General features: G+C 54.6%; 20 protein-coding genes and 2 pseudogenes. 19 read left to right on the forward strand and 3 right to left on the reverse strand.

What is annotated here, in order from left to right; genetic code table 11:
- Window positions 1-23: 23 nt before the first annotated feature.
- A complete protein-coding gene (locus tag J5069_RS15545) occupies window positions 24-1,001 on the reverse strand; it encodes an MBL fold metallo-hydrolase (RefSeq protein ID WP_264644728.1) in 978 nt (325 codons plus the stop codon).
- Between the two features lie 227 nt (window positions 1,002-1,228).
- Between J5069_RS15545 and queE the strand changes: the two genes are divergently transcribed.
- Window positions 1,229-1,900: a 7-carboxy-7-deazaguanine synthase QueE gene (gene queE, locus J5069_RS15550; RefSeq protein WP_264644729.1), complete on the forward strand. Its 672-nt coding sequence runs from the start codon at window positions 1,229-1,231 to the stop codon at window positions 1,898-1,900.
- A 16-nt stretch (window positions 1,901-1,916) separates the two neighbouring features.
- On the opposite strand, the gene queD is transcribed toward queE, so the two are convergent.
- Window positions 1,917-2,279, reverse strand: a complete 363-nt coding sequence (gene queD, locus J5069_RS15555; RefSeq protein ID WP_264644730.1) for a 6-carboxytetrahydropterin synthase QueD — start codon at window positions 2,277-2,279, stop codon at window positions 1,917-1,919.
- A gap of 306 nt (window positions 2,280-2,585) precedes the next feature.
- Here queD and cysJ point away from each other — a divergent pair, with 306 nt between their 5' ends.
- Genes cysJ through cysH form a run of 3 tightly spaced genes read left to right on the forward strand, consistent with a single transcriptional unit; the run spans window position 2,586 to window position 6,901 of the window.
- Window positions 2,586-4,406: an NADPH-dependent assimilatory sulfite reductase flavoprotein subunit gene (gene cysJ, locus J5069_RS15560; protein WP_264644731.1), complete on the forward strand. Its 1,821-nt coding sequence runs from the start codon at window positions 2,586-2,588 to the stop codon at window positions 4,404-4,406.
- A 14-nt stretch (window positions 4,407-4,420) separates the two neighbouring features.
- The gene (cysI, locus tag J5069_RS15565; RefSeq protein ID WP_413542241.1) at window positions 4,421-6,154 is read left to right on the forward strand and encodes an assimilatory sulfite reductase (NADPH) hemoprotein subunit; all 1,734 of its coding nucleotides are present in this window, start codon (window positions 4,421-4,423) and stop codon (window positions 6,152-6,154) included.
- Between the two features lie 12 nt (window positions 6,155-6,166).
- On the forward strand, window positions 6,167-6,901 hold the full coding sequence (gene cysH / locus J5069_RS15570) for a phosphoadenosine phosphosulfate reductase (RefSeq protein ID WP_264644732.1): 735 nt from the start codon (window positions 6,167-6,169) through the stop codon (window positions 6,899-6,901).
- A 70-nt stretch (window positions 6,902-6,971) separates the two neighbouring features.
- Here cysH and J5069_RS15575 read toward each other — a convergent pair whose 3' ends face one another.
- A complete protein-coding gene (locus J5069_RS15575; protein ID WP_264644733.1) occupies window positions 6,972-7,706 on the reverse strand; it encodes an XRE family transcriptional regulator in 735 nt (244 codons plus the stop codon).
- Between the two features lie 255 nt (window positions 7,707-7,961).
- Between J5069_RS15575 and J5069_RS15580 the strand changes: the two genes are divergently transcribed.
- The 15 genes and pseudogenes from J5069_RS15580 to J5069_RS15650 all read left to right on the forward strand — a co-directional run.
- Window positions 7,962-8,393 carry an antiterminator Q family protein gene (locus tag J5069_RS15580; RefSeq protein ID WP_264626115.1) on the forward strand — a complete coding sequence of 144 codons (432 nt, stop codon included), beginning with the start codon at window positions 7,962-7,964 and terminating at the stop codon, window positions 8,391-8,393.
- Window positions 8,394-9,523: 1,130 nt separating this feature from the next.
- Window positions 9,524-9,742 (forward strand): class II holin family protein, encoded by a 219-nt coding sequence (locus tag J5069_RS15585; protein WP_264644734.1) that lies wholly within the window; start codon window positions 9,524-9,526, stop codon window positions 9,740-9,742.
- Window positions 9,735-10,289 carry a lysozyme gene (locus tag J5069_RS15590; protein ID WP_264644735.1) on the forward strand — a complete coding sequence of 185 codons (555 nt, stop codon included), beginning with the start codon at window positions 9,735-9,737 and terminating at the stop codon, window positions 10,287-10,289. Before J5069_RS15585 ends, J5069_RS15590 begins: the two co-directional genes overlap by 8 nt.
- Before the next feature lie 4 nt (window positions 10,290-10,293).
- On the forward strand, window positions 10,294-10,821 hold the full coding sequence (locus J5069_RS15595; RefSeq protein ID WP_264644736.1) for a hypothetical protein: 528 nt from the start codon (window positions 10,294-10,296) through the stop codon (window positions 10,819-10,821).
- A gap of 64 nt (window positions 10,822-10,885) precedes the next feature.
- Window positions 10,886-11,287: a phage minor tail U family protein gene (gpU, locus tag J5069_RS15600; protein ID WP_264644737.1), complete on the forward strand. Its 402-nt coding sequence runs from the start codon at window positions 10,886-10,888 to the stop codon at window positions 11,285-11,287.
- A gap of 7 nt (window positions 11,288-11,294) precedes the next feature.
- A pseudogene (locus tag J5069_RS15605) lies at window positions 11,295-11,765 on the forward strand (phage tail tube protein); the annotation flags it as partial.
- A gap of 80 nt (window positions 11,766-11,845) precedes the next feature.
- Window positions 11,846-12,232 (forward strand): phage tail assembly chaperone G, encoded by a 387-nt coding sequence (gene gpG / locus J5069_RS15610; protein ID WP_264644738.1) that lies wholly within the window; start codon window positions 11,846-11,848, stop codon window positions 12,230-12,232.
- A 20-nt stretch (window positions 12,233-12,252) separates the two neighbouring features.
- Window positions 12,253-12,558 carry a phage tail assembly protein T gene (locus tag J5069_RS15615; protein ID WP_264644739.1) on the forward strand — a complete coding sequence of 102 codons (306 nt, stop codon included), beginning with the start codon at window positions 12,253-12,255 and terminating at the stop codon, window positions 12,556-12,558.
- Window positions 12,539-13,891, forward strand: a complete 1,353-nt coding sequence (locus tag J5069_RS15620; RefSeq protein WP_264644740.1) for a phage tail tape measure protein — start codon at window positions 12,539-12,541, stop codon at window positions 13,889-13,891. Before J5069_RS15615 ends, J5069_RS15620 begins: the two co-directional genes overlap by 20 nt.
- Entirely contained in the window at window positions 13,891-14,238 is a 348-nt protein-coding gene (locus J5069_RS15625; RefSeq protein WP_264644741.1) for a phage tail protein, read from the forward strand. The genes J5069_RS15620 and J5069_RS15625 overlap by 1 nt, the downstream gene beginning before the upstream one ends.
- A gap of 63 nt (window positions 14,239-14,301) precedes the next feature.
- On the forward strand, window positions 14,302-15,054 hold the full coding sequence (locus J5069_RS15630) for a phage minor tail protein L (protein ID WP_264644742.1): 753 nt from the start codon (window positions 14,302-14,304) through the stop codon (window positions 15,052-15,054).
- A 4-nt stretch (window positions 15,055-15,058) separates the two neighbouring features.
- The gene (locus J5069_RS15635) at window positions 15,059-15,787 is read left to right on the forward strand and encodes a C40 family peptidase (RefSeq protein WP_413542242.1); all 729 of its coding nucleotides are present in this window, start codon (window positions 15,059-15,061) and stop codon (window positions 15,785-15,787) included.
- The gene (locus J5069_RS15640; RefSeq protein WP_264644743.1) at window positions 15,771-16,370 is read left to right on the forward strand and encodes a tail assembly protein; all 600 of its coding nucleotides are present in this window, start codon (window positions 15,771-15,773) and stop codon (window positions 16,368-16,370) included. Before J5069_RS15635 ends, J5069_RS15640 begins: the two co-directional genes overlap by 17 nt.
- A gap of 76 nt (window positions 16,371-16,446) precedes the next feature.
- Entirely contained in the window at window positions 16,447-16,776 is a 330-nt protein-coding gene (locus tag J5069_RS15645; protein ID WP_319801681.1) for a hypothetical protein, read from the forward strand.
- A 47-nt stretch (window positions 16,777-16,823) separates the two neighbouring features.
- Window positions 16,824-19,493: pseudogene (locus J5069_RS15650) on the forward strand (host specificity protein J); the annotation flags it as partial.
- Window positions 19,494-19,519: the final 26 nt, after the last annotated feature.

Genomic DNA, 19,519 nt, shown 5'->3' on the forward strand with positions numbered 1-19,519 from the left:
TATCTGCTTCGCGGGGTTTGGCATTATTTCAATCCGTTCAGGCTGTAAGTGACCGGGATCCAGCGATAGCCATTGGTGGTGCCGTTACGTTCTACGCGGGTATTCACATGGCCGATGCCTGGGAACGGCAGGTGTGCGCCCGCCACCAGATAGCCTTCACTGGCAGCCTGAGCAAACAGGGCTTCGCGGGTTTTGGTGGCCTGATCCATATCTGAATCGAAGCTGATGGTGGTTTCCGGTAGCGGCATTTGCACCGCTTCAGCGTGCACGATATCGCCCCATGCCAGCAATTTCTGGCTGTCACTGACGATGCTATACGCGGTGTGTCCCGGCGTGTGGCCTGGCGCAAACACCGGCGCAATGCCCGGCAGCAGCGCGGCATCCCCGGTAAAGGTTTTCACTTTATTTGCAGCAGCAAGGATCTTGAAGACGTCCTGCACCCGTTGGAAGGCGGGCTTGCGTTCGGGGGCGGCTTGCGCCAGGTGCTGCGGATCCAGCCAGAAATCATATTCTTTTTGCGAAACGTAAACGGTCGCATTGGGGTAGGCGAGCTTACCGTTTTGCACCAGACCGCCAAAATGGTCGCCGTGCAGGTGGGTCATCAGGATGGTATCGACCTGCTCTGGGCGATAGCCAGCCGCCAACAGATTTTTTTGCACTTTTCCGACGTTGCTGTTCGCTTGCGTGCCGTTGCCGGTATCAATCAGCACCAGATTTTTGCCGGTGTTGACCAGAAACGCATTGATGGAGGTTTCGACGGTAGGGGATAACGATTTCTCTGCCAGCAGTTGGCGAATGGTGTTGGGATCGGTGCGCGTGAGCATTTTGTCCATCGGCATGGCGTTGGTGCCATCTGAAAGCGCGGTGATTTCATATTGACCCAGCAATTGCCGATAGTAGCCGGGTTGGGTTTTGACTTGCGCCGTGGGTTCTGCCACTGCGACATCAGGGAGGCCAAATGCTGTCATAGCCATCAGACACGCCGCTTTCAAAGGTTTCATCGTATCGTTCCTTGTCGTAAACACCGTGAAAAAGAAATGGGCAATCCCTTTGATTATTAACCGAACTGCAACATTCCTCAAATGTTATCACCCCCTATCCTAGCGTTATATTGCACCTGCTATCTGGTGCTATCTCGCAATGCGGAATTTGGCGCACCGCAGGCAATCTGCGATAATAGCTGTTTGCCAGCCCTGGCTGGTACCCGATGGCTAAATGATAGGTTGTTATGCTGTACCCGATAAATGAGATGTTTCAAACCCTGCAAGGTGAAGGCTTTTTTACCGGCGTTCCGGCGATTTTTGTTCGTCTGCAAGGGTGTCCGGTGGGTTGCAGTTGGTGCGATACCAAACACACCTGGGATAAGTTTGCTGAACGTGAAACCACGCTGGATCATATTCTGGTAAAGACGCAGGAGAGCGACGCCTGGGCACCGGCCAGCCCGGAAGCGATTCTGGCGCGCATCCAGCAAGAGGGGTATAGCGCACGGCATATCGTTATCACCGGCGGTGAGCCTTGCATCCACGATTTGACGCCGCTGACCGACTATCTCGAGCAAAACGGCTACCGCTGCCAGATAGAAACCAGCGGTACGCATGATGTGCGCTGTTCTCCGCAGACCTGGGTCACGGTCTCACCCAAAGTGAATATGCGTGGTGGCATGGTGGTGCTCGATCAGGCATTAGTGCGCGCTGATGAAATCAAGCATCCGGTGGCGCGAGAGAAAGACATTGACGCGCTGGATGCCCTGCTGGCGCGCTTACACGATGATAAAGCACGTATCATCGCCTTGCAGCCCATCAGTCAGAAAGACGCGGCGACCAAACTCTGTATCGAAACCTGTATCGCGCGTAACTGGCGTCTGTCGATGCAGACGCACAAGTATCTGAATATCGCTTGATGGCAGGTCGATCCTTTTATTCCCCGCGATAAACGCAGCCCGCCGTGCAGGTTTCTTTCACCATCACGGCGCTCAGCAGAGGCAGTGTGGGTTTTAACTGCTGCCAAATCCAGTGCGCCAGCACCTCGCTGGTGGGGTTTTCCAATCCGGCAATTTCATTGAGGTAGTGGTGATCCAACTGCTGCCAAACCGGGTTGAATACCGCTTTCAAGTCGGCGAAATCCATCACCCAGCCGGTATGCGGGTCGACTTCACCGGTGATTTCCAGTCTCACCATAAAGGAATGCCCGTGCAAGCGGCCACATTTATGCCCTTCCGGCACGTGCGGCAGGTGGTGGGCGGCTTCAAACTGAAAATCTTTAAATAGCGTAGTGACCATAACAACGTTCCTGAAGGGATAACCAAGCGTAAACAAAAGCCGTCGCATACTACCGGAAAGTCGTCCTTGAAGCACGTTTGGTTGAAGAATAATCTGATTGATGGGGCGTTCATCTGAGCGGGCAACCTATAACGCTTTAAGCGTTAAGGATTATCAGAAAAACCATTTAGGCATTTTGGTTATTAAATATTGCCATCGCGTCTTTAATTGTTGCGCGCGGGATAGGTAACCTTATATTCCATACAACTTTAGATTGCATAAATATCGCTTTATCGCGGGACGACTTAAAAGGACACTGAAATCACGATGACCACTCCGGTTTCGTTGCTGCCGCTTAGTGCCGAGCAGCTCGCGCGTTTGCAAAGCGCCACGGGGGATTTTTCTCCAGCGCAGCTGGCCTGGCTGTCAGGCTATTTTTGGGGCGTCGCGCAGGGCCATGGGGCTCAAAGCGGTGCCGTGTCGGCCATCTCGCTCCCGGCCAGCGCCGCTGCGCCTGCACCTGCGCAAAGTATTACCCTTATTTCCGCATCGCAAACGGGCAATGCTCGTCGTGTGGCCGAACAGCTGCGTGACGATTTGCTGGCTGCCAAGCTTGCGGTCACGTTGGTGAATGCGGGCGACTATAAATTTAAGCAAATTGCGCAGGAAACGCTGTTGCTGGTGGTGACCTCTACACAAGGGGAAGGGGAGCCGCCGGAAGAGGCCGTAGCGCTGCATAAATTCCTGTTATCCAAAAAAGCCCCCGCGCTAAAAACCACGTCGTTTGCGGTGTTCGGCTTGGGCGATACCTCTTACGAATTCTTCTGCAAAGCCGGTAAAGATGTCGATGGTCGCTTGGCTGAGCTGGGGGCAGAGCGCCTGCTCGATCGTGTGGATGCCGATGTTGACTATCAGGCGGCCGCCGAACAGTGGCGTCGCCAGATTGTTGATATCCTTCAGGCACGTGTTCCGGCACAAGGCGCGGCGGTTATTCAGGCGAGCGCCAGCGGAACGCGGGATGAAATTTCCAGCAGTCCTTACAGTAAAGCCGCCCCTTACGCGGCAAGTTTCGCCGTGAATCAGAAAATCACGGGGCGCGCGTCCGATAAGGATGTGCGACATATCGAGATCGACCTGGGGGATTCCGGGCTGCGCTATCAGCCGGGTGATGCGCTTGGCGTGTGGTATCAAAACGATCGGGCGCTGGTGCAAGAGCTGCTGGAACTGCTGTGGTTGAAAGGGGATGAACCTGTGACCGTGGCAGGAGACACACTGCCTTTGTCGCAGGCGCTGCAACGCCATTTCGAACTGACGCAAAACACCGCACCGTTGGTGGAGAAGTACGCCGCGTTGTCCCGTAACGAGGCATTGCTGGCGTTGGTGGCAGAAAAACCTGCGCTGCAACAGTTTGCCCAGCGCACGCCGCTGGTGGACATGGTGCGTCAGGCGCCGACGGAACTGACGCCGGAGCAACTGATTGGCTGGCTGCGCCCGTTGACGCCGCGCCTCTATTCTATCGCTTCGTCTCAGGCCGAGGCCGAAAGCGAGGTGCATATTACCGTGGGCGTGGTGCGCTATGACTATGAGGGGCGGGCGCGAACCGGCGGTGCATCTGGTTATCTGGCGGATCGTCTGAATGAAGACGATGAGATTCAGGTCTTTATTGAACATAACGACCACTTCCGCCTGCCTGCCGATCCCGCTACCCCTGTCATCATGATCGGGCCTGGCACCGGCATTGCTCCGTTCCGCGCCTTTATGCAACAGCGTGAAGCGGACGGTGCAGAAGGGAAAAACTGGCTGTTTTTCGGCAACCCACACTTTACCGAAGATTTTCTCTATCAGGTGGAATGGCAACGCTACGTCAAAGACGGACTGCTGACCCACATCGATCTGGCCTGGTCGCGCGATCAGGCACACAAGATCTATGTGCAGGACAAACTGCGCGAGAAGGGCGAACAGCTGTGGCGCTGGATCCAGGACGGTGCACATCTTTACGTGTGCGGCGATGCCAACCGCATGGCGAAAGATGTGGAACAGGCGCTGCTGGACATCATCGGTGCCCACGGCGGTCTGGATGCAGAACAGGCCGATGAATTTTTAAGCGAACTGCGCCTTGAGCGCCGTTATCAGCGCGATGTGTACTAGCGAGATCACTATCCATGAGCGAAAAATTATCAATCGATCAACGTTATCCCGGCCCGTTAGTGGTGGAAGGGAAACTCGCTGATGCGGAGCGCCTGAAGCAGGAAAGCAACTACCTGCGCGGCACCATTGCTGAAGATTTGCAGGAAGGGCTGACGGGTGGTTTTAACGGCGACAACTTTTTGCTGATCCGTTTTCACGGCATGTATCAACAGGATGACCGCGATATTCGCGCGGAGCGTGCCGAGCAAAAGCTGGAGCCGCGTCATGCCATGATGCTGCGCTGCCGTTTGCCCGGCGGCGTGATGACGCCGGAGCAGTGGTTAGGGATCGATAAATTTGCCGCCGAGAGCACGCTCTATGGCAGCATTCGTATTACTAACCGCCAGACCTTCCAGTTTCACGGTATCCTGAAGCCGAACGTGAAACCGGCGCACCAAATGCTCAATCATCTGGGGCTGGATGCGCTGGCGACCGCCAACGATGTGAACCGTAACGTACTCTGTACTTCTAATCCGGTGGAATCCGAGCTGCATCAGCAAGCCTATGACTGGGCGAAGAAGATCTCTGAGCATCTGCTGCCGCGTACCCGTGCCTACGCCGAGATCTGGCTGGATCAGGAGAAGGTCGCTACCACCGATGAAGAGCCGATCCTCGGGGCGACCTATCTGCCGCGTAAGTTCAAAACTACGGTGGTGATCCCGCCGCAAAACGATGTGGATCTGCACGCCAACGATCTCAATTTTATTGCCATTGCCGACAATGGTCGCTTGGTCGGCTTTAACGTGCTGGTCGGCGGTGGGCTTTCTATCGCCCACGGCGATAAGGCAACCTACCCGCGCACTGCCAGTGAGCTGGGCTATATTCCGATTGAGCATACGCTGGCCGTGGCCGAAGCGGTGGTGACTACGCAACGCGATTGGGGCAACCGCACCAACCGTAAAAATGCCAAAACCAAATATACGCTGGAGCGCGTTGGCGTTGATACTTTCAAACGCGAAGTGGAAAAGCGCGCGGGTGTGACCTTTGAATCGCTGCGCCCGTATGAATTCACCGGCCGTGGCGATCGCATTGGCTGGGTGAAAGGTATTGATAGTAAATGGCACCTGACGTTGTTTATCGAAAATGGCCGTATTCTCGATTACCCGGGCCGTCCGCTGAAAACCGGGTTGGCCGAAATCGCCAAAATCCATAAAGGGGATTTCCGCCTGACGGCGAACCAGAACCTGATTGTGGCGGGCGTGAGTGCACGCAATAAAGCAAAGATTGATGCGCTGGCACGCGAGCACGGTTTGATTGACGATAGCGTCAGCGAGCAACGTAAAAACTCGATGGCCTGTGTATCCTTCCCAACCTGTCCGCTGGCGATGGCGGAAGCCGAGCGTTTTCTGCCAGAATTTGTCACCGACGTGGAAGGCATTATGCAGCGCCACGGCGTGGGCGACGAGCATATCGTACTGCGCGTAACCGGCTGTCCGAACGGCTGTGGCCGCGCCATGTTGGCGGAGGTGGGGCTGGTCGGGAAAGCCGTGGGGCGCTATAACCTGCATCTGGGCGGTAACCGCGAAGGCACTCGCATTCCGCGTATGTACCGCGAAAATATCACGCAGGCGGAGATCCTGAGCGAGTTGGATGGTCTGATTGGCCGCTGGGCGCGGGAACGCCAGCCGGATGAAGGGTTCGGTGACTTTGCCATCCGTAGTGGCATTATCAAGCCGGTACTCGATCCGGCGCGCGATTTTTACGATTAACCGGGAGGCATGATGTCGGCATTCTCTCTTGAAGCGCTTAACGCGCTACCCAAGCTGGAGCAAGCGCAAGCGCTGGCTGAAACCAACGAACAGTTGGAAACGCTCTCCGCCGAGGGGCGCGTTGCCTGGGCGCTGGAGCACTTGCCGGGGGAGTATGTGCTCTCTTCCAGCTTCGGCATTCAGGCGGCGGTAAGCCTGCATCTGGTCACGCAACTGCGCCCTGATATTCCGGTGATCCTTACCGATACCGGCTACCTGTTTCCGGAAACCTATCAGTTTATCGACACGCTGGCCGAGCAGTTGAAACTCAATCTGAAGGTGTATCGTGCCGAGCACTCCCCGGCCTGGCAGGAAGCACGCTATGGCAAACTGTGGGAACAGGGCGTTGAAGGCATTGAGCAGTACAACCAGCTAAACAAAGTGGAACCGATGAACCGTGGGCTAAGTGAGCTACAGGCGCAGACCTGGTTTGCTGGATTACGGCGCGAGCAGTCGGGCAGCCGTGGACATCTGCCGGTGCTGGCTATCCAACGCGGCGTCTTCAAGGTGCTGCCGATTATCGATTGGGATAATAAGCAGGTGTATCAATACCTCAAGCAGCACGGTTTGTCTTACCACCCGCTGTGGGATCAGGGCTACCTGTCCGTGGGGGATACGCATACCACGCGTAAATGGGAGCCGGGAATGAGCGAAGAAGAAACGCGCTTCTTCGGTTTGAAACGGGAGTGTGGGTTGCACGAGGGGTAAGTGACAGCGTGCAGAAAGGGAAAAGGCCGTTGGTTAACGGCCTTTTTTGTACACAGCGCGGGTACGGGAATCAGTAGTCCAGCACCGCCCACCAGAACACGCGCCCAATAATATCGACCTCGCTGAGGGATTTCTCTTCGATAGGGTGCTCGGCGCTGTTGTAGCTGCGGATGCTTACCGTGTTCGGCCCAACCTGATACAGCAGCTTGATGCGGTTCCAGCCATTTTGGCTGATGGCGTAGATCTTGCCATCGATAATGCGCTTATCGTTGGTGTTGACGGCGACGGTGGTACCATCGGGAATAAACGGTTCCATGCTGTCGCCCTTGGCCGGGAAACAGAGCACGCCAGAGCCATCCGAATTGGCGCCGACGCTGCGTAAGGTCGATTTGGAAAACCGCAGTTTAAACCCGTTATGATCTTCATTCATGATACGCCCGGTCCCACAGGCGAATTCGATATCTTTCAGAAACGGCACTTCCACTTCATCATCCCGCAACGGGGTGTGGCTGTCCCATACGTCAACCGTTCCCCACTGAGATTCCGGCGGAATGTTGGAGCGCGAATCGTAAGGCGCGACCGCTGGCGTACGCATCGGTTCATCGCCATTCGCCAGCCATTCCGGGCGTACCCCCAGCGCATCGGCAATATCAATGATACGCGACGTTCCTTTCGCCTGACCGGAGGTCAAGCGCCAGATTGTCGGCTGAGCCATGTTAACGGCGCGTGCCAATTGTCCCTGAGTCATTCCCGTCAGCGACATAGCATGGTTAAGCCGTTCTGCCAAAGTGTTCATCGTTTTCATGCGAACAACTTTATAGCATTCGCTATTGCTTTTCAAGTGAAATAGCAATACCTTTTGCTATTATCAATAGCTAAAGGTATTATTAAACCAACAACACTGGCTACGTGTGAGTAGCGGACTTGGTTGTTAATTAAATCAATAGCTTTTTGGTGGCAGTTCATGACTGCTGCTCTTTTGTTACTCCAGGGGACGGTGCGGCAAGACCCCAATGGTCTTGCCAGATAACGGTATAGAAACAACAAAGGTGGCGAGATGATTCGTGATATCCAAAAGGTGCTTGAGCGTTATGGCGCATGGGCTTCCCATACTGAACACGGGCTGTATTACTCATCGGTTGCTGCGGGCTTCCGTGGGCTGCTGCCCTCCAGCCAGCGCTCACGCCCGTCGTGCTGCGATGACGATGGGTTGATTGTCAATGGGGCGATGGCGTGTTTGAAAAAACGCGACCCGTATCTGCATGTGCTATTGGAGTGGCACTATGTGCTTGGCCTGCCGGTGAGGGCGATTGGCACCAAACTGGGTATTTCACATACGCTGGTGCTAAAACAGCTGCAAATGGCGGAAGGATTTATCGATGGCTGCCTGAGCATGATGGATATCAAGCTGGATATCGATCTTGAATGCCAAAAAGAACTGGTTTATACGCCGAAAATAAAAAAAGTGGTGGAATTCCAAAAGGCAATATAGCCTGATAAAAATGATTATTTCATCCTATTCCTAATGCGAAATTCATTTCCTATGACAAGCTGATTTTTGCGAATGGCTAACTGTCCTAATTAACGGATGAGCTAAAGCATGTGCATGCATATTTTGATTTTTCGCAAAGAAAGGCGTATTGGTATGTGTAATATCGTTCACTATCGAACGCACGGCACAGGAGTGCATTACCTTCGTAATAACCTACCGAAACAGTAAATCAGGAATATTCCAGATTAGTCTTATCGAAAAAAGTGAAAGTAATATTGCCACTTCGTCCGTTAAAGAGGCCTATGATGAAGACGCTGCTGTTATTCATGTTGGTTCCTGTGTTGCTTTCCGGGTGTTCAACGCGGTGGGTGAAAATTCGTGATAACCCGACTGACCATGTTACTTCAAGATCCCTCTGTCGGGTTAACGCGGAACAGCGATTCCCAGTTCGCAATGAAGTGATAAATCGCACCAACTACCGTACTGTCACTGAGCCTTGCGATTACAAACGGTGGTGCGGTGGGAAAAAGTACAGGACCTATGAGGTTGAGGAATTACAAAGCTATGTCACGGACGTTAACAACGGTAGCCGTAACAGTTCCTACCACGATTGCATGTGGGATAATGGCTGGCAGCAACAGACCAAATCAAATTGGGAATGGGATAGAACACCCATTACGCTGCAATATACTGGGCCAGCGAAATAATCACCTGGCGTGAAAGCATCGCCGGGTAGAAACAGAATGGTGATGTTTTTTTTATCATATTATCCTGAAAAGCGGTTGTGGAATTCCAAAAAGGTATTTATTCTACAAAAAATGCTTATTTGGCTCGGTATCAGAAAAAGCTATCTGCCGATTAAAACAGACATTAAAAACGTTGTGGAATTCCAAATGGCAAGGTAGTCTGTTAAAAATCGTTAATTTACAGCAATCATAAAAAAGGCTTCGCTTATGCGAGGCCTTTTTTTCAGAATATTAATAGTGATTTGGCATATTCACGTTTTTTTAAACATTATTCCTCTCTCGTTCTTCGACATCGCGGCATCGAGATGCCGGAACGTTATTAATGACGACTTTCCGCTTTTTGTTCTTATCACTGTAGGCACCCCGCACGACGGCGGTGAGGTTATGCGTATGTATAAATTGACGACGGGCATCTCCTATGGCGCTTCGGGTGCTACTGGCAGCTACTGGATGCTTCAGTTACTGGATGCGGTTTCTCCCAACCAGTGGACAGCCATTGGCGTGATGGGGAGTTTGCTGTTTGGCCTGCTGACTTTTCTGGTGAATGTGTTTTTCAAAATCAGGGAAGACCGGCGCAGAGAAGAGGGAATGCATAATGAGTAGACGCAAGATTGCCACTGCTGCGTTGTGCTCTGTCAGCGTGATTATTGCCATGGCGCTGAGTAATAGCGATAGCTATCGCTCCCAACAGGGCAATGCCTTGCGTTTCAGCCAGGCCGCGATGGAGGTGATGGGGAATGCGGAGGGATGTCGACGCGATGTTTACCAGTGCCCGGCCCGTATCAGCACTCAGGGCATTGGTCATACGCGGCGTGTTACAGGAACTGCCACGCTGGCGGATGACCAGCAGGTTGCCCGCTGGTTCGCGGAAGATCAACTGGATGCACAAAACTGCCTTGAGCAGAACGTCGAACGCAAATTGGGCGTGCGCTTGCCGCAGAACGTTTTTGACGGTGTCGGCAGCTTTGTGTTCAACGTCGGCTGCTCGAATTTCCTGACGTCCACGCTGTACCGCTACCTGACAGCGGGATCTTACCTTGCCGCCTGTCATCAACTTAGCCGTTGGGTCTATACCGGGCAGGAGGTGCTTCCGGGGCTGGTGGCGCGCCGCGCCAAAGAGCAGGCGCTGTGCCTGGCTGCGCAGAAATAGCCCGATGATGAAAATCCACCTATTGCTGACGGGCTGTGCACTCGCGGCTGCCTTCGGTGCCGGTTGGTCTCTACAAGGGATTCGTTGGGAGGCTGATATTGCCGCTCGTGACAAACAATCCAGCGAGCTGCGCCAGACGCAGCAACAATCGATTATCGCGCAGCAGGCGTTTACGTTTCAGCGCGTGAACCAGATAGCTGCCGATGCTTATCAGCACAGTCTCTCTATCAAGGCCGACTCGGATGAAAAACAGATTATTTACCGCACGACAGTCAAGCGCGATCCCGTGGGGCGTCAGTGCGTGCCTGATGCTGTGTCTGGGCGGTTGCTCGACGACGCGCACCGTCTACGTGCCAGCGTCGTGCACAGCGTTTCCCCAGACGCTAACGCAGCCGGTCGTGGTGCCGCTACCGCCGATTGCCGATTGACCTATGCCCAGGCCGTTTACTGGATTGAGCCACTGTTGGCGGCATTGGAACAGGCCAACAACCAGCTTGATGCAATACGTACGGCACAGGCCGACAGAAAGTAATTCGCTGTCCGCTGAGTGCCAGTACGTCTCTCCCTGACAAACAACTACGGATGACATGCCAATCATGATCAAGCATATGCAGCTACGCGCTGCCGTTTTGGCTGCGCTGCGCGCCGCCATCACCGAACACACCACTTTTCTTGACGGACGTCCCGTCGCCTTAGCGTCAGACAGCTTGCCCGCCATCGCGGTCTACATCAGTGATGCACAACTGGTGGAAAACGCACTGGATGAGGCGCTGTGGCAAGCCAATCTGCACGTTGCGCTTTTCGAACAGGCGGGAAGCCCGGATTCGACGCTGGATGAAAAGATGGCGCAGAAAATTTCCCCTGTGCTGATGTCAGTATCAGCGCTTAAGGAGAGCACGGAAACCTTCTCAACGCAGCGATATGACTATCGACTCGATGAAGAAGGGAGCATTTGGAGGTCTGCAGACCTCGAATTTTCAATAACTTATTATCAGTGAGGCCATTATGTCTACAACAGAAGCCATTAAAGGTGCAGGAACCACGCTTTGGGTTTTTACCGGCACCGGTGACCCGTATGCCAACCCAACGGGCGACAGCGGTTGGACCCGTCTGGCGCAGGTTAAAGAGTTGACGCCGGGCGAGATGACGGCGGAATCCTTCGATAACACCTATCTGGACGGTGAAAACGCCGGATGGAGCGATACCGCGCAGGGTATCAAATCCGCCGGGGACACCAGTTTCACCCTGGCATGGAAAGCCGGCGATCTGGGGCAACAGGAACTGGTGGATTGGTTTACCTCCGGTGCCGTGCGCGGCTACAAAATCAAGTATGCCAACGGCGTGGTTGATGTGTTTAAGGGCTGGGTCAGTGCGTTAGGGAAATCGATTCCTGTTAAGGAAGTGATCACCCGCACCGCGAAGGTCACCAATACCGGTAAGCCGGTGCTGGCGGAAGACGCACCGGCGGCGGTAACGCCTTAAGGCAGCCGGCGCTGCTTTTTTTATGCCCCGCGTACGCGGGGCTTAATCGGTAAACATCCTATCAAGGAGAACACATGTACCTGAAAACCGAGCCTTTTGGCCCCGATAAGGTGGTGCTGTCTGAGCTGTCAGGGTTGCAGCGCATCGAGTATCTCGAAGCGATTGTTGAACACATGAGTGCGTTGGAGAACATTCCTGACGCTATCCCTGAGGCCAAGAAAATGGCCATTTTTGGCAGCCTGACCATCAAACTGCACGCCTGGCTGGTATCCCGCTCGCTGTGGCAACAGGATCGGGAGCGCGCCCTGGATGACATTTTCAATCAGGTGCTCAACGACTGGCCACCGCGCTTGATCAATGAGGCCGCTTTGCTGGTTCAGCAACTCAGCGGCATCGCGCCTGAAAGTGCCAGTGAGGAACCCGCCGATGAGAGTACTTCCAGTACGCCGGGAAAGTCTTAGCCGCACAGGTGCGTTTTGCGATGCGTCTGGCTCGGGAGTTCCGGCGTCATGACTGGCGCACGATGCTGTCTGAGCTCTCTTCCAGCGAGTTATCGGAATGGTTTGCGTTCTATCAGGAGCACTACTTTTCCGATGTGCTGCTGGATGCGGAGTGTTGCGCCCTGCGTGCCACGATGCTGGCGTTGACGGGTCATCAAGACATCCCGTTACAGCAACTCAGCCTGTTACAGCCAACGGTTGAGCCTGAAACGATGAGTGATGATGAACTGATGGTAATAGGCGAAGGATTATTTGGAGGGGTTCGTTATGGCCCAGACAATCGATGAACAGGCATTAAATTTTAACGCTGTGTTGTTAAACAGCAGCGTGCTGCGCGTGCAGCAGGATTTGCTGTCGCTGGGAAGTGTCGTTACCCAGGCGACGCAGCGTTTTTCTCAATTGGTTGCTCAGCAGAGCGCGGCGTTGAAAGCGAGCGATGTGCGAGCTCAGCCGGGCACCTGGTCGGCACAACGCGTAATGGCGCAAGGGCGTGCTGATTTTAACGATACCAGTGGCTATATGCTGGCAGGGCTGAATGGCATTGGCACCGATCAATCCAAAGATGAAACGAAGGTGAAAACCTGGCGGGAGGGCCTGATTGAGTCATGGAGCGACTATGCCAAAGTGGCTTCAGATACTTATACCCAGGTGAAAACCGGCGGCGAGGCCGCATTTAAAACGCTGGACGCGGGATTAACGCGCTTTGTGAAAACCGGCAAACTGAATCTCTCGAATTTTGCCGAATCCATGTTGAGTATGTTAGCGAACGTAGCGTTAAGGGCATCAATGGTCGAAGGCGTTAACGCTATTCTTGGTTTTTTCGATATTTCGACAACCACCAAGGATAACGATAAGGATAAAGACCAGGGTAAAAATAAGCAGAGCGCCTCTTCAAATCCGGCAACCACCGCGGCGCAGCGCAACGATACCCAGAAAAGCAATAACAATCAGGAAGGCGGGGAGTCGAATAATAATATCGGCAAAACCTGGGTAGATGGCCTGAGCGAATCCTGGGGGAAATATTCAGAGAGCGCGCTGGATTCCTATTCCATTATTCAGGCTGGGGGAGATGCGGCATTCCAACAGTTAGATAATAGCGTGATGAACTTTGTGCGTACCGGAAAACTCAATTTCTCCTCTTTCGCCGAATCGGTGTTGGGCATGCTGGCGGAAATCGCGGTGAAGTCGGCGCTGGTGCAGGGGGTGAATGCGTTAATGGGGGCTTTTGGTGTAACGGCTAATGCCAAAGGCGGCGTTTATACCTCATCCAGCCTGTCGGCCTATTCCGGGCAGGTGGTCGATCGCCCCACGCTGTTTGCCTTCGCCAAAGGGGCAGGATTGATGGGCGAGGCCGGGCCGGAAGCGATTATGCCGCTGACCCGTAACGCCAACGGTGTACTGGGCGTACGAGCGGTGGGCGGCGTGAGTGGCAATACGGCACCGCAGGTCAGTATCAATATCGCCAGCGATGGCCGCATCTCCCAGACCTCATCGGCCGGACTGGCGCAGTTTGGCAGTGAGATCGGCAGCTTTGTCGATCAACGCTTTAAATCACTGCTGACCCGGGAAATGGGGCAGGGACGCATGTTAAGCACGGCAATGAAAGGGCGGAGAAGCTAATGGCAATTGAAACATTTCACTGGCCGCTGCAAATCGGCAATCAGCCCGAGGTGCAATACAGCGAAACGGTACGCAAAGTGCAGTTTGGCGATGGCTACACGCAACTGTCCGGCGCGGGGCTAAACGGGGAAACCATCACTTTTTCCTACGCGTTTCGTGGCACGCTCGACACCGCTGTCGAGATTCGTGATTTCTTGCGGCGTCACCGCAAAAAATCATTCCAATGGACCCCACCGCATGAAAAAGCGGGGCTTTATCGGGTGGTGGAGGACTCGATAAAGTTTGCTCCGGCCGGTAACGTTCAGGGGGTGATCACCGCAACCTTCGTTCAGTGGTATGGCGTGTAATTAGCGCCGCTTTCATCACCCTTCCCCAGCCTGCGCGCTGGTTTTTTTGTCTCTGGAGAACCGATGTCTATCAATCTCGACGCCCAACAGTTGGCGCCGGGCGATCGCGTGCGCTTGTTTGAAGTGGATTGCACCGCATTCGATGGCCCGGAGCTCTATTTTCACAACCATCCTATCCCGCACAGCGCCGAGGAGCTTGCCGCCGCGGCGGGGGATGAGAATAAACTCCCGGCAAAATCCCTCTGGTGGCAGGGAAAAGAGTACAAGGCGTGGCCGACGCATATTGAGGGGCTGGAAATGACCAGCGATGGCAGCGCTCCCACGCCCACGCTGGCGGTGGGCAATATCGACGGCACCATCACCGCGTTGTGTCTGGTCTATCAAAATCTGGCGCAGGCCACCGTGCGGATTCACACCACCTTTGCTCATTATCTGGATGCGCGCAATTTCCCTGATGGCAACCACAGCGCTGACCCGACGCAAGAGCGGCTGGAAGTCTGGTACATCGACAGTAAAGCCAATGAGGACAACGAATCGGTTACGTTCAATCTCTCCTCACCCGCTGATTTGCAGGGGATCATGATTCCCACCCGGCAGATTCACAGCCTGTGTACCTGGTGCGCACGCGGACAGTATCGCGGCGCATCCTGTGGTTACACCGGATCGCGCTATTTCGACATTGACGGCAATCCGGTCGATGATCCGGCAAAGGATGAGTGCTCCGGGCTGCTTTCCACCGGCTGCAAACCGCGTTTTGGCGAAGCGGCCGAATTGCCGTTCGGCGGCTTTCCGGGGTCGGCACTGATTAAGAGGTAATAACGTGAAACTGGGAAATTTGATCGTCAGCGCGATCCTCGCCCATGCTGAGCAAGAATATCCGCGCGAAGCGTGCGGCGTGGTCGTGCACAATCAACAGCGGCAACGCTACGTGCCTTGCCGCAATCTGGCACAGGCACCGCAGGATCATTTTATCATGAGCCCTGAGGACTATGCGCAGGCGGAAGACAGCGGCACACTGGTGGCGATCGTGCACAGCCATCCCGATGCCACCACCACGCCCAGTGCCGTCGATCTTGCCCAGTGCGATCAATCGCAACTGCCCTGGGTGATTGTCAGTTGGCCGGAAGGCGATGTGCGCACCCTGATGCCGCAGCAGGGGATTAAGCCTCTGCTGGCGCGTCCTTTTGTGCACGGCATTTGGGATTGTTACGCCATTGTGCGCGACTGGTATCAGTTGGAGCGCAATATTCAACTGCCGAATTTTGCGCGCACGGACGACTGGTGGAACCGTGGCGAAAACCTGTATATGACGCACTACCGCGACGCGGGCTTTACGCCGGTGACCGATGATATTGCGCCGGGGGATGTGATCATTATGCAAGTGCGTGCCAGCGAGCCGAATCATGCTGGCGTCTACGTGGGCAACGGTGAAATGCTGCACCACATGTACGGTCAGCTCAGCCAGAAAGTGCCCTACGGCGGCTACTGGTTGGACAGAACCATTATCCGACTGCGTTATACCGGAGGGAATCATGACGCTAGCCATTGAGTATCAGCCGTTAAAAACCATTCGGCTTTACGGCGTATTGGGGGCAACCTTTGGCCGTGTGCATCGCCTGGCGGTGGAAACCCGGCAGGAAGCCATAAAGGCGTTAAGCGTAACTATCCCCGGTTTTGAAAAGTTTCTGCTGAGCAGCAAGTCGCGCGGTTTGGCGTATGCCGTATTTGACGGCAAACGCAATCTTGCGCATGCAGAATTGGACTTTATCGTTGCGGATGAGATCCGTATTGCACCAGTGATTATTGGTAGCAAACAGGCTGGGTTATTCCAAACTATTCTGGGCGCTGTTTTGGTTGCGGTGGGCTATTTTACCTTTGGTACAACCTCTACTATCGGCGTTAGCATGATGATGGGCGGCGCTTCTATGACCCTTGGCGGCGTAATGCAAATGCTCACCCCGGTTCAAGGCGGTATTTCCATGCGCCAGTCTCCCGATAATAAGCCATCCTATGCGTTTGGCGGGCCGGTTAACTCCATTGCGCAGGGTAACCCGGTGCCGATTCTTTATGGTCGGCGTCGCGTTGGCGGCGCGATTATTTCTGCCGGAATTTACGCCGAAGACCAGCAATAATTATTGCCTTCATCAACGTTTTACCAGGGCTGTCGTGCTTTATTTACCGTTGTCTACACACAGCCAAGGTAAAAAAATGAAAGCACTCTTATTATTGCCACTGCAATTATGGTTTCAGCCAACTCTGTTTTTCTCCGTATTGTTTTTCTCCGTAGGGTTATTGCCGGAAGGTGCTATCGCCAAATCGCAGCCCGTCAATAACGATCAAATAAAACAAGCCATCATCGATGAGTCTATTTCTGCGTATCCGGGCAATTGCCCGTGCCCCTACCATTCAGCGCGTAACGGCAGCAGCTGTGGAAAACGCAGCGCGTGGAGTCGGGCCGGGGGCTATTCGCCGATCTGTTATAAGAATGAAGTGACGCAAGAGATGATAGATATCTGGAAGAAACGACATAAATCCTGATGCCGATAAACCCGCCTTGAGCGGGTTTTCTTTTTAATGGAGTACCCATGACAGCGATAAAAGGTAGCAAAGGCGGCAGCGCGAACGCGCGCGTTCCCGTTGAGTCGCCGGATTCCATTCAATCCACCTCCTACGCCAAAATACTGCTGGCGCTGGGGGAAGGGGAATTTGCTGGGAATCTGGATGGCTCGCGTATTTTTCTTGACGGTACGCCGCTTAACGACAGCAACGGCAACGCCAATTTTTCCGGCGTGTCGTGGGCGTTTCGTCCCGGTACGCCCGACCAAAGCTATATTCCCGGTTTTCCCGGCGTTGAAAATGAGATCGCGGTAAGCACCGAACTGACCAGTAAAACGCCGTGGATACGTTCGTTGCCCAATATCAACCTCTCAGCGGTGCGCATACGCTTCTCCTGGGCGGCGCTGCAACAGCAGCATGATAATGGCGATGTGGGCGGCTACCGCATTGAATATGCCATTGATATCGCCACGGACGGCGGCAGCTACCGTGAAGTGCTGAAAACGGCGATTGATGGCAAAACCACCACGTCCTATGAACGCAGCCACCGTATCGATTTGCCAAGTGCATCCATCGGTTGGCAGATCCGCGTGCGCCGTATCACGCCCAATTCCACCAGTAATCGTATTGCCGATAAGATGGCGATCGAAGCCATCACCGAAGTGATCGACGCCAAGCTGCGCTACCCGGAAACGGCGCTGCTGCTGATGCAGTTCGACGCGCAGCAGTTTCAAAATATTCCGGTCATTTCTTGCGAGCCGGACGGGCGTATTATCCGTGTGCCCACCAACTATGATGCACAAACTCGGCGCTACACGGGCAGTTGGGATGGCACCTTCAAGTGGGCATTCTCCAACAACCCAGCCTGGGTGTACTACGACATCCAGCTTTCAGAACGTTTTGGCCTTGGCGAGCGCATCAAAGCGACCAACCTGGTGCTGTCAAAATGGGCGCTGTACCAGATTGCCCAGTACTGCGATCAGCGTGTGCCGGATGGTCATGGCGGCAGCGGCACGGAACCCCGTTTTTTGTGCGATGTGTACATTCAATCGCAAGAAGAGGCGTGGACGGTGCTCAACGATCTGGCGGCGATCTTTCGTGGCTCCTCGTTCTGGGCCAACAACCAGATGAACGTGCTGTCCGATATGCCGCGCGAGATGGATTACGTGGTCACCCGTGCCAACGTGCGCGACGGGCGCTTTACCTACAGTAACGCCAGCAGTAAAACGCACTACAGCACGGCGATGGTGGCGTGGTCCGATCCGGATAATGCCTACCAGGACGCGGTGGAAGCCGTGGCGGATAACAAGCTGGTGCGGCGTTACGGCATTAAACAGGCGGATGTGACCGCGATCGGCTGTACGCGCCAGACCGAGGCTATCCGGCGCGGCAAATGGATTTTGCACACCAACGATGCCGATCGCACCGTTTCTTACACCATGGGGCTGGACGGTGATATTCCGGTCCCCGGCGCCATTGTCGGTATCGCTGATGCCTTGCTGGCCGGGCGTCCATTAGGTGGGCGCATCAGCGCGGTTGACGGACGTAACATCACGCTTGACCGCGTCTCTTCCGCGGCAATCGGTGAACGCCTGATTCTCAACCTGCCGAGTGGTAAAGCTGAGGGACGCACCATTGAGGCGGTGAACGACAAGGTGGTCACCGTCACCACGGCGTACAGCGAAACGCCGGTGCCCGAGTCGGTGTGGGCGGTCGATGCTAACGACCTGGCGCTGCAACTGTATCGCATCATTGGTGTGAAAGAAGGCGAGGACAGCGCTTCCTTTGATATCACGGCCATCGAATTCGATCCGGATAAATTCGCCAAGATTGATACCGGCGCACGCATTGAATCTCGTCCTATCAGTCTGGTTCCGCCATCGGTACAGCCTGCGCCGAACAACGTGGTGATCGGTAGCGATAACCGCATCGAGCAAGGTATCAATGTCACCACCCTGCGCATTACCTGGGACAAGGCGGACAGTGCCATTGCCTACGAAGTGCAATGGAGGCGTGATAACGGCAACTGGATCAGCGCGGCACGCACCTCGGCACAAGGCGTTGAGGTGCCGGGCATTTACGCCGGGCGTTATCAAGCGCGCGTGCGCGCCATCAATGCCACGGAGATCTCCAGTCTGTGGGCCAACGCGCAGGAAACTACGCTAACAGGTAAAGAGGGTAATCCGCCGGCACTGTCCAGTTTTACCACCACCGCGCTGGTGTTTGGCGTCCAGCTCGACTGGCAATTCCCCGCCGACACCGACGATACCTTAAAAACTGAGATTCAGTATTCCCTGACCAGCGACGGCCAGAATGTGTTGCTGCTGACCGATGTGGCGTATCCCACGCGTGCCTACCAGCAAATGGGGCTCAGTGTCGGCCAAGAATTCTTTTACCGCGCCCGTATCGTCGATAAGTCGGGTAATCAGGGGCCGTGGACGGGGTGGGTTGTTGGGGAGTCGAGTACCGACGTCGGAGATATCGCGGATGCCATTTTGGAGGAGATTGAGGGCTCCGATGCCTGGCAGTCTCTGGTGACCAATATTGCTACAAACACCCAGCAGATCGCTGATGGCATGCTCTCCAGTATTGAGCAGGCGAAAGCCATTTTGCGTAATAGCTTGACCATTGACGAGGAGTCTCGCAGATGGCGTAGCGAAAATGGTGCTCGTGTGGCAGAAATCGCCGATACACGCGCGGCGGTCGCCAATGAAGTTGAAGCGCG

Origin of the sequence: Candidatus Symbiopectobacterium sp. NZEC127 (assembly GCF_025962675.1) — a bacterium.
Lineage (GTDB): Bacteria > Pseudomonadota > Gammaproteobacteria > Enterobacterales > Enterobacteriaceae > Symbiopectobacterium.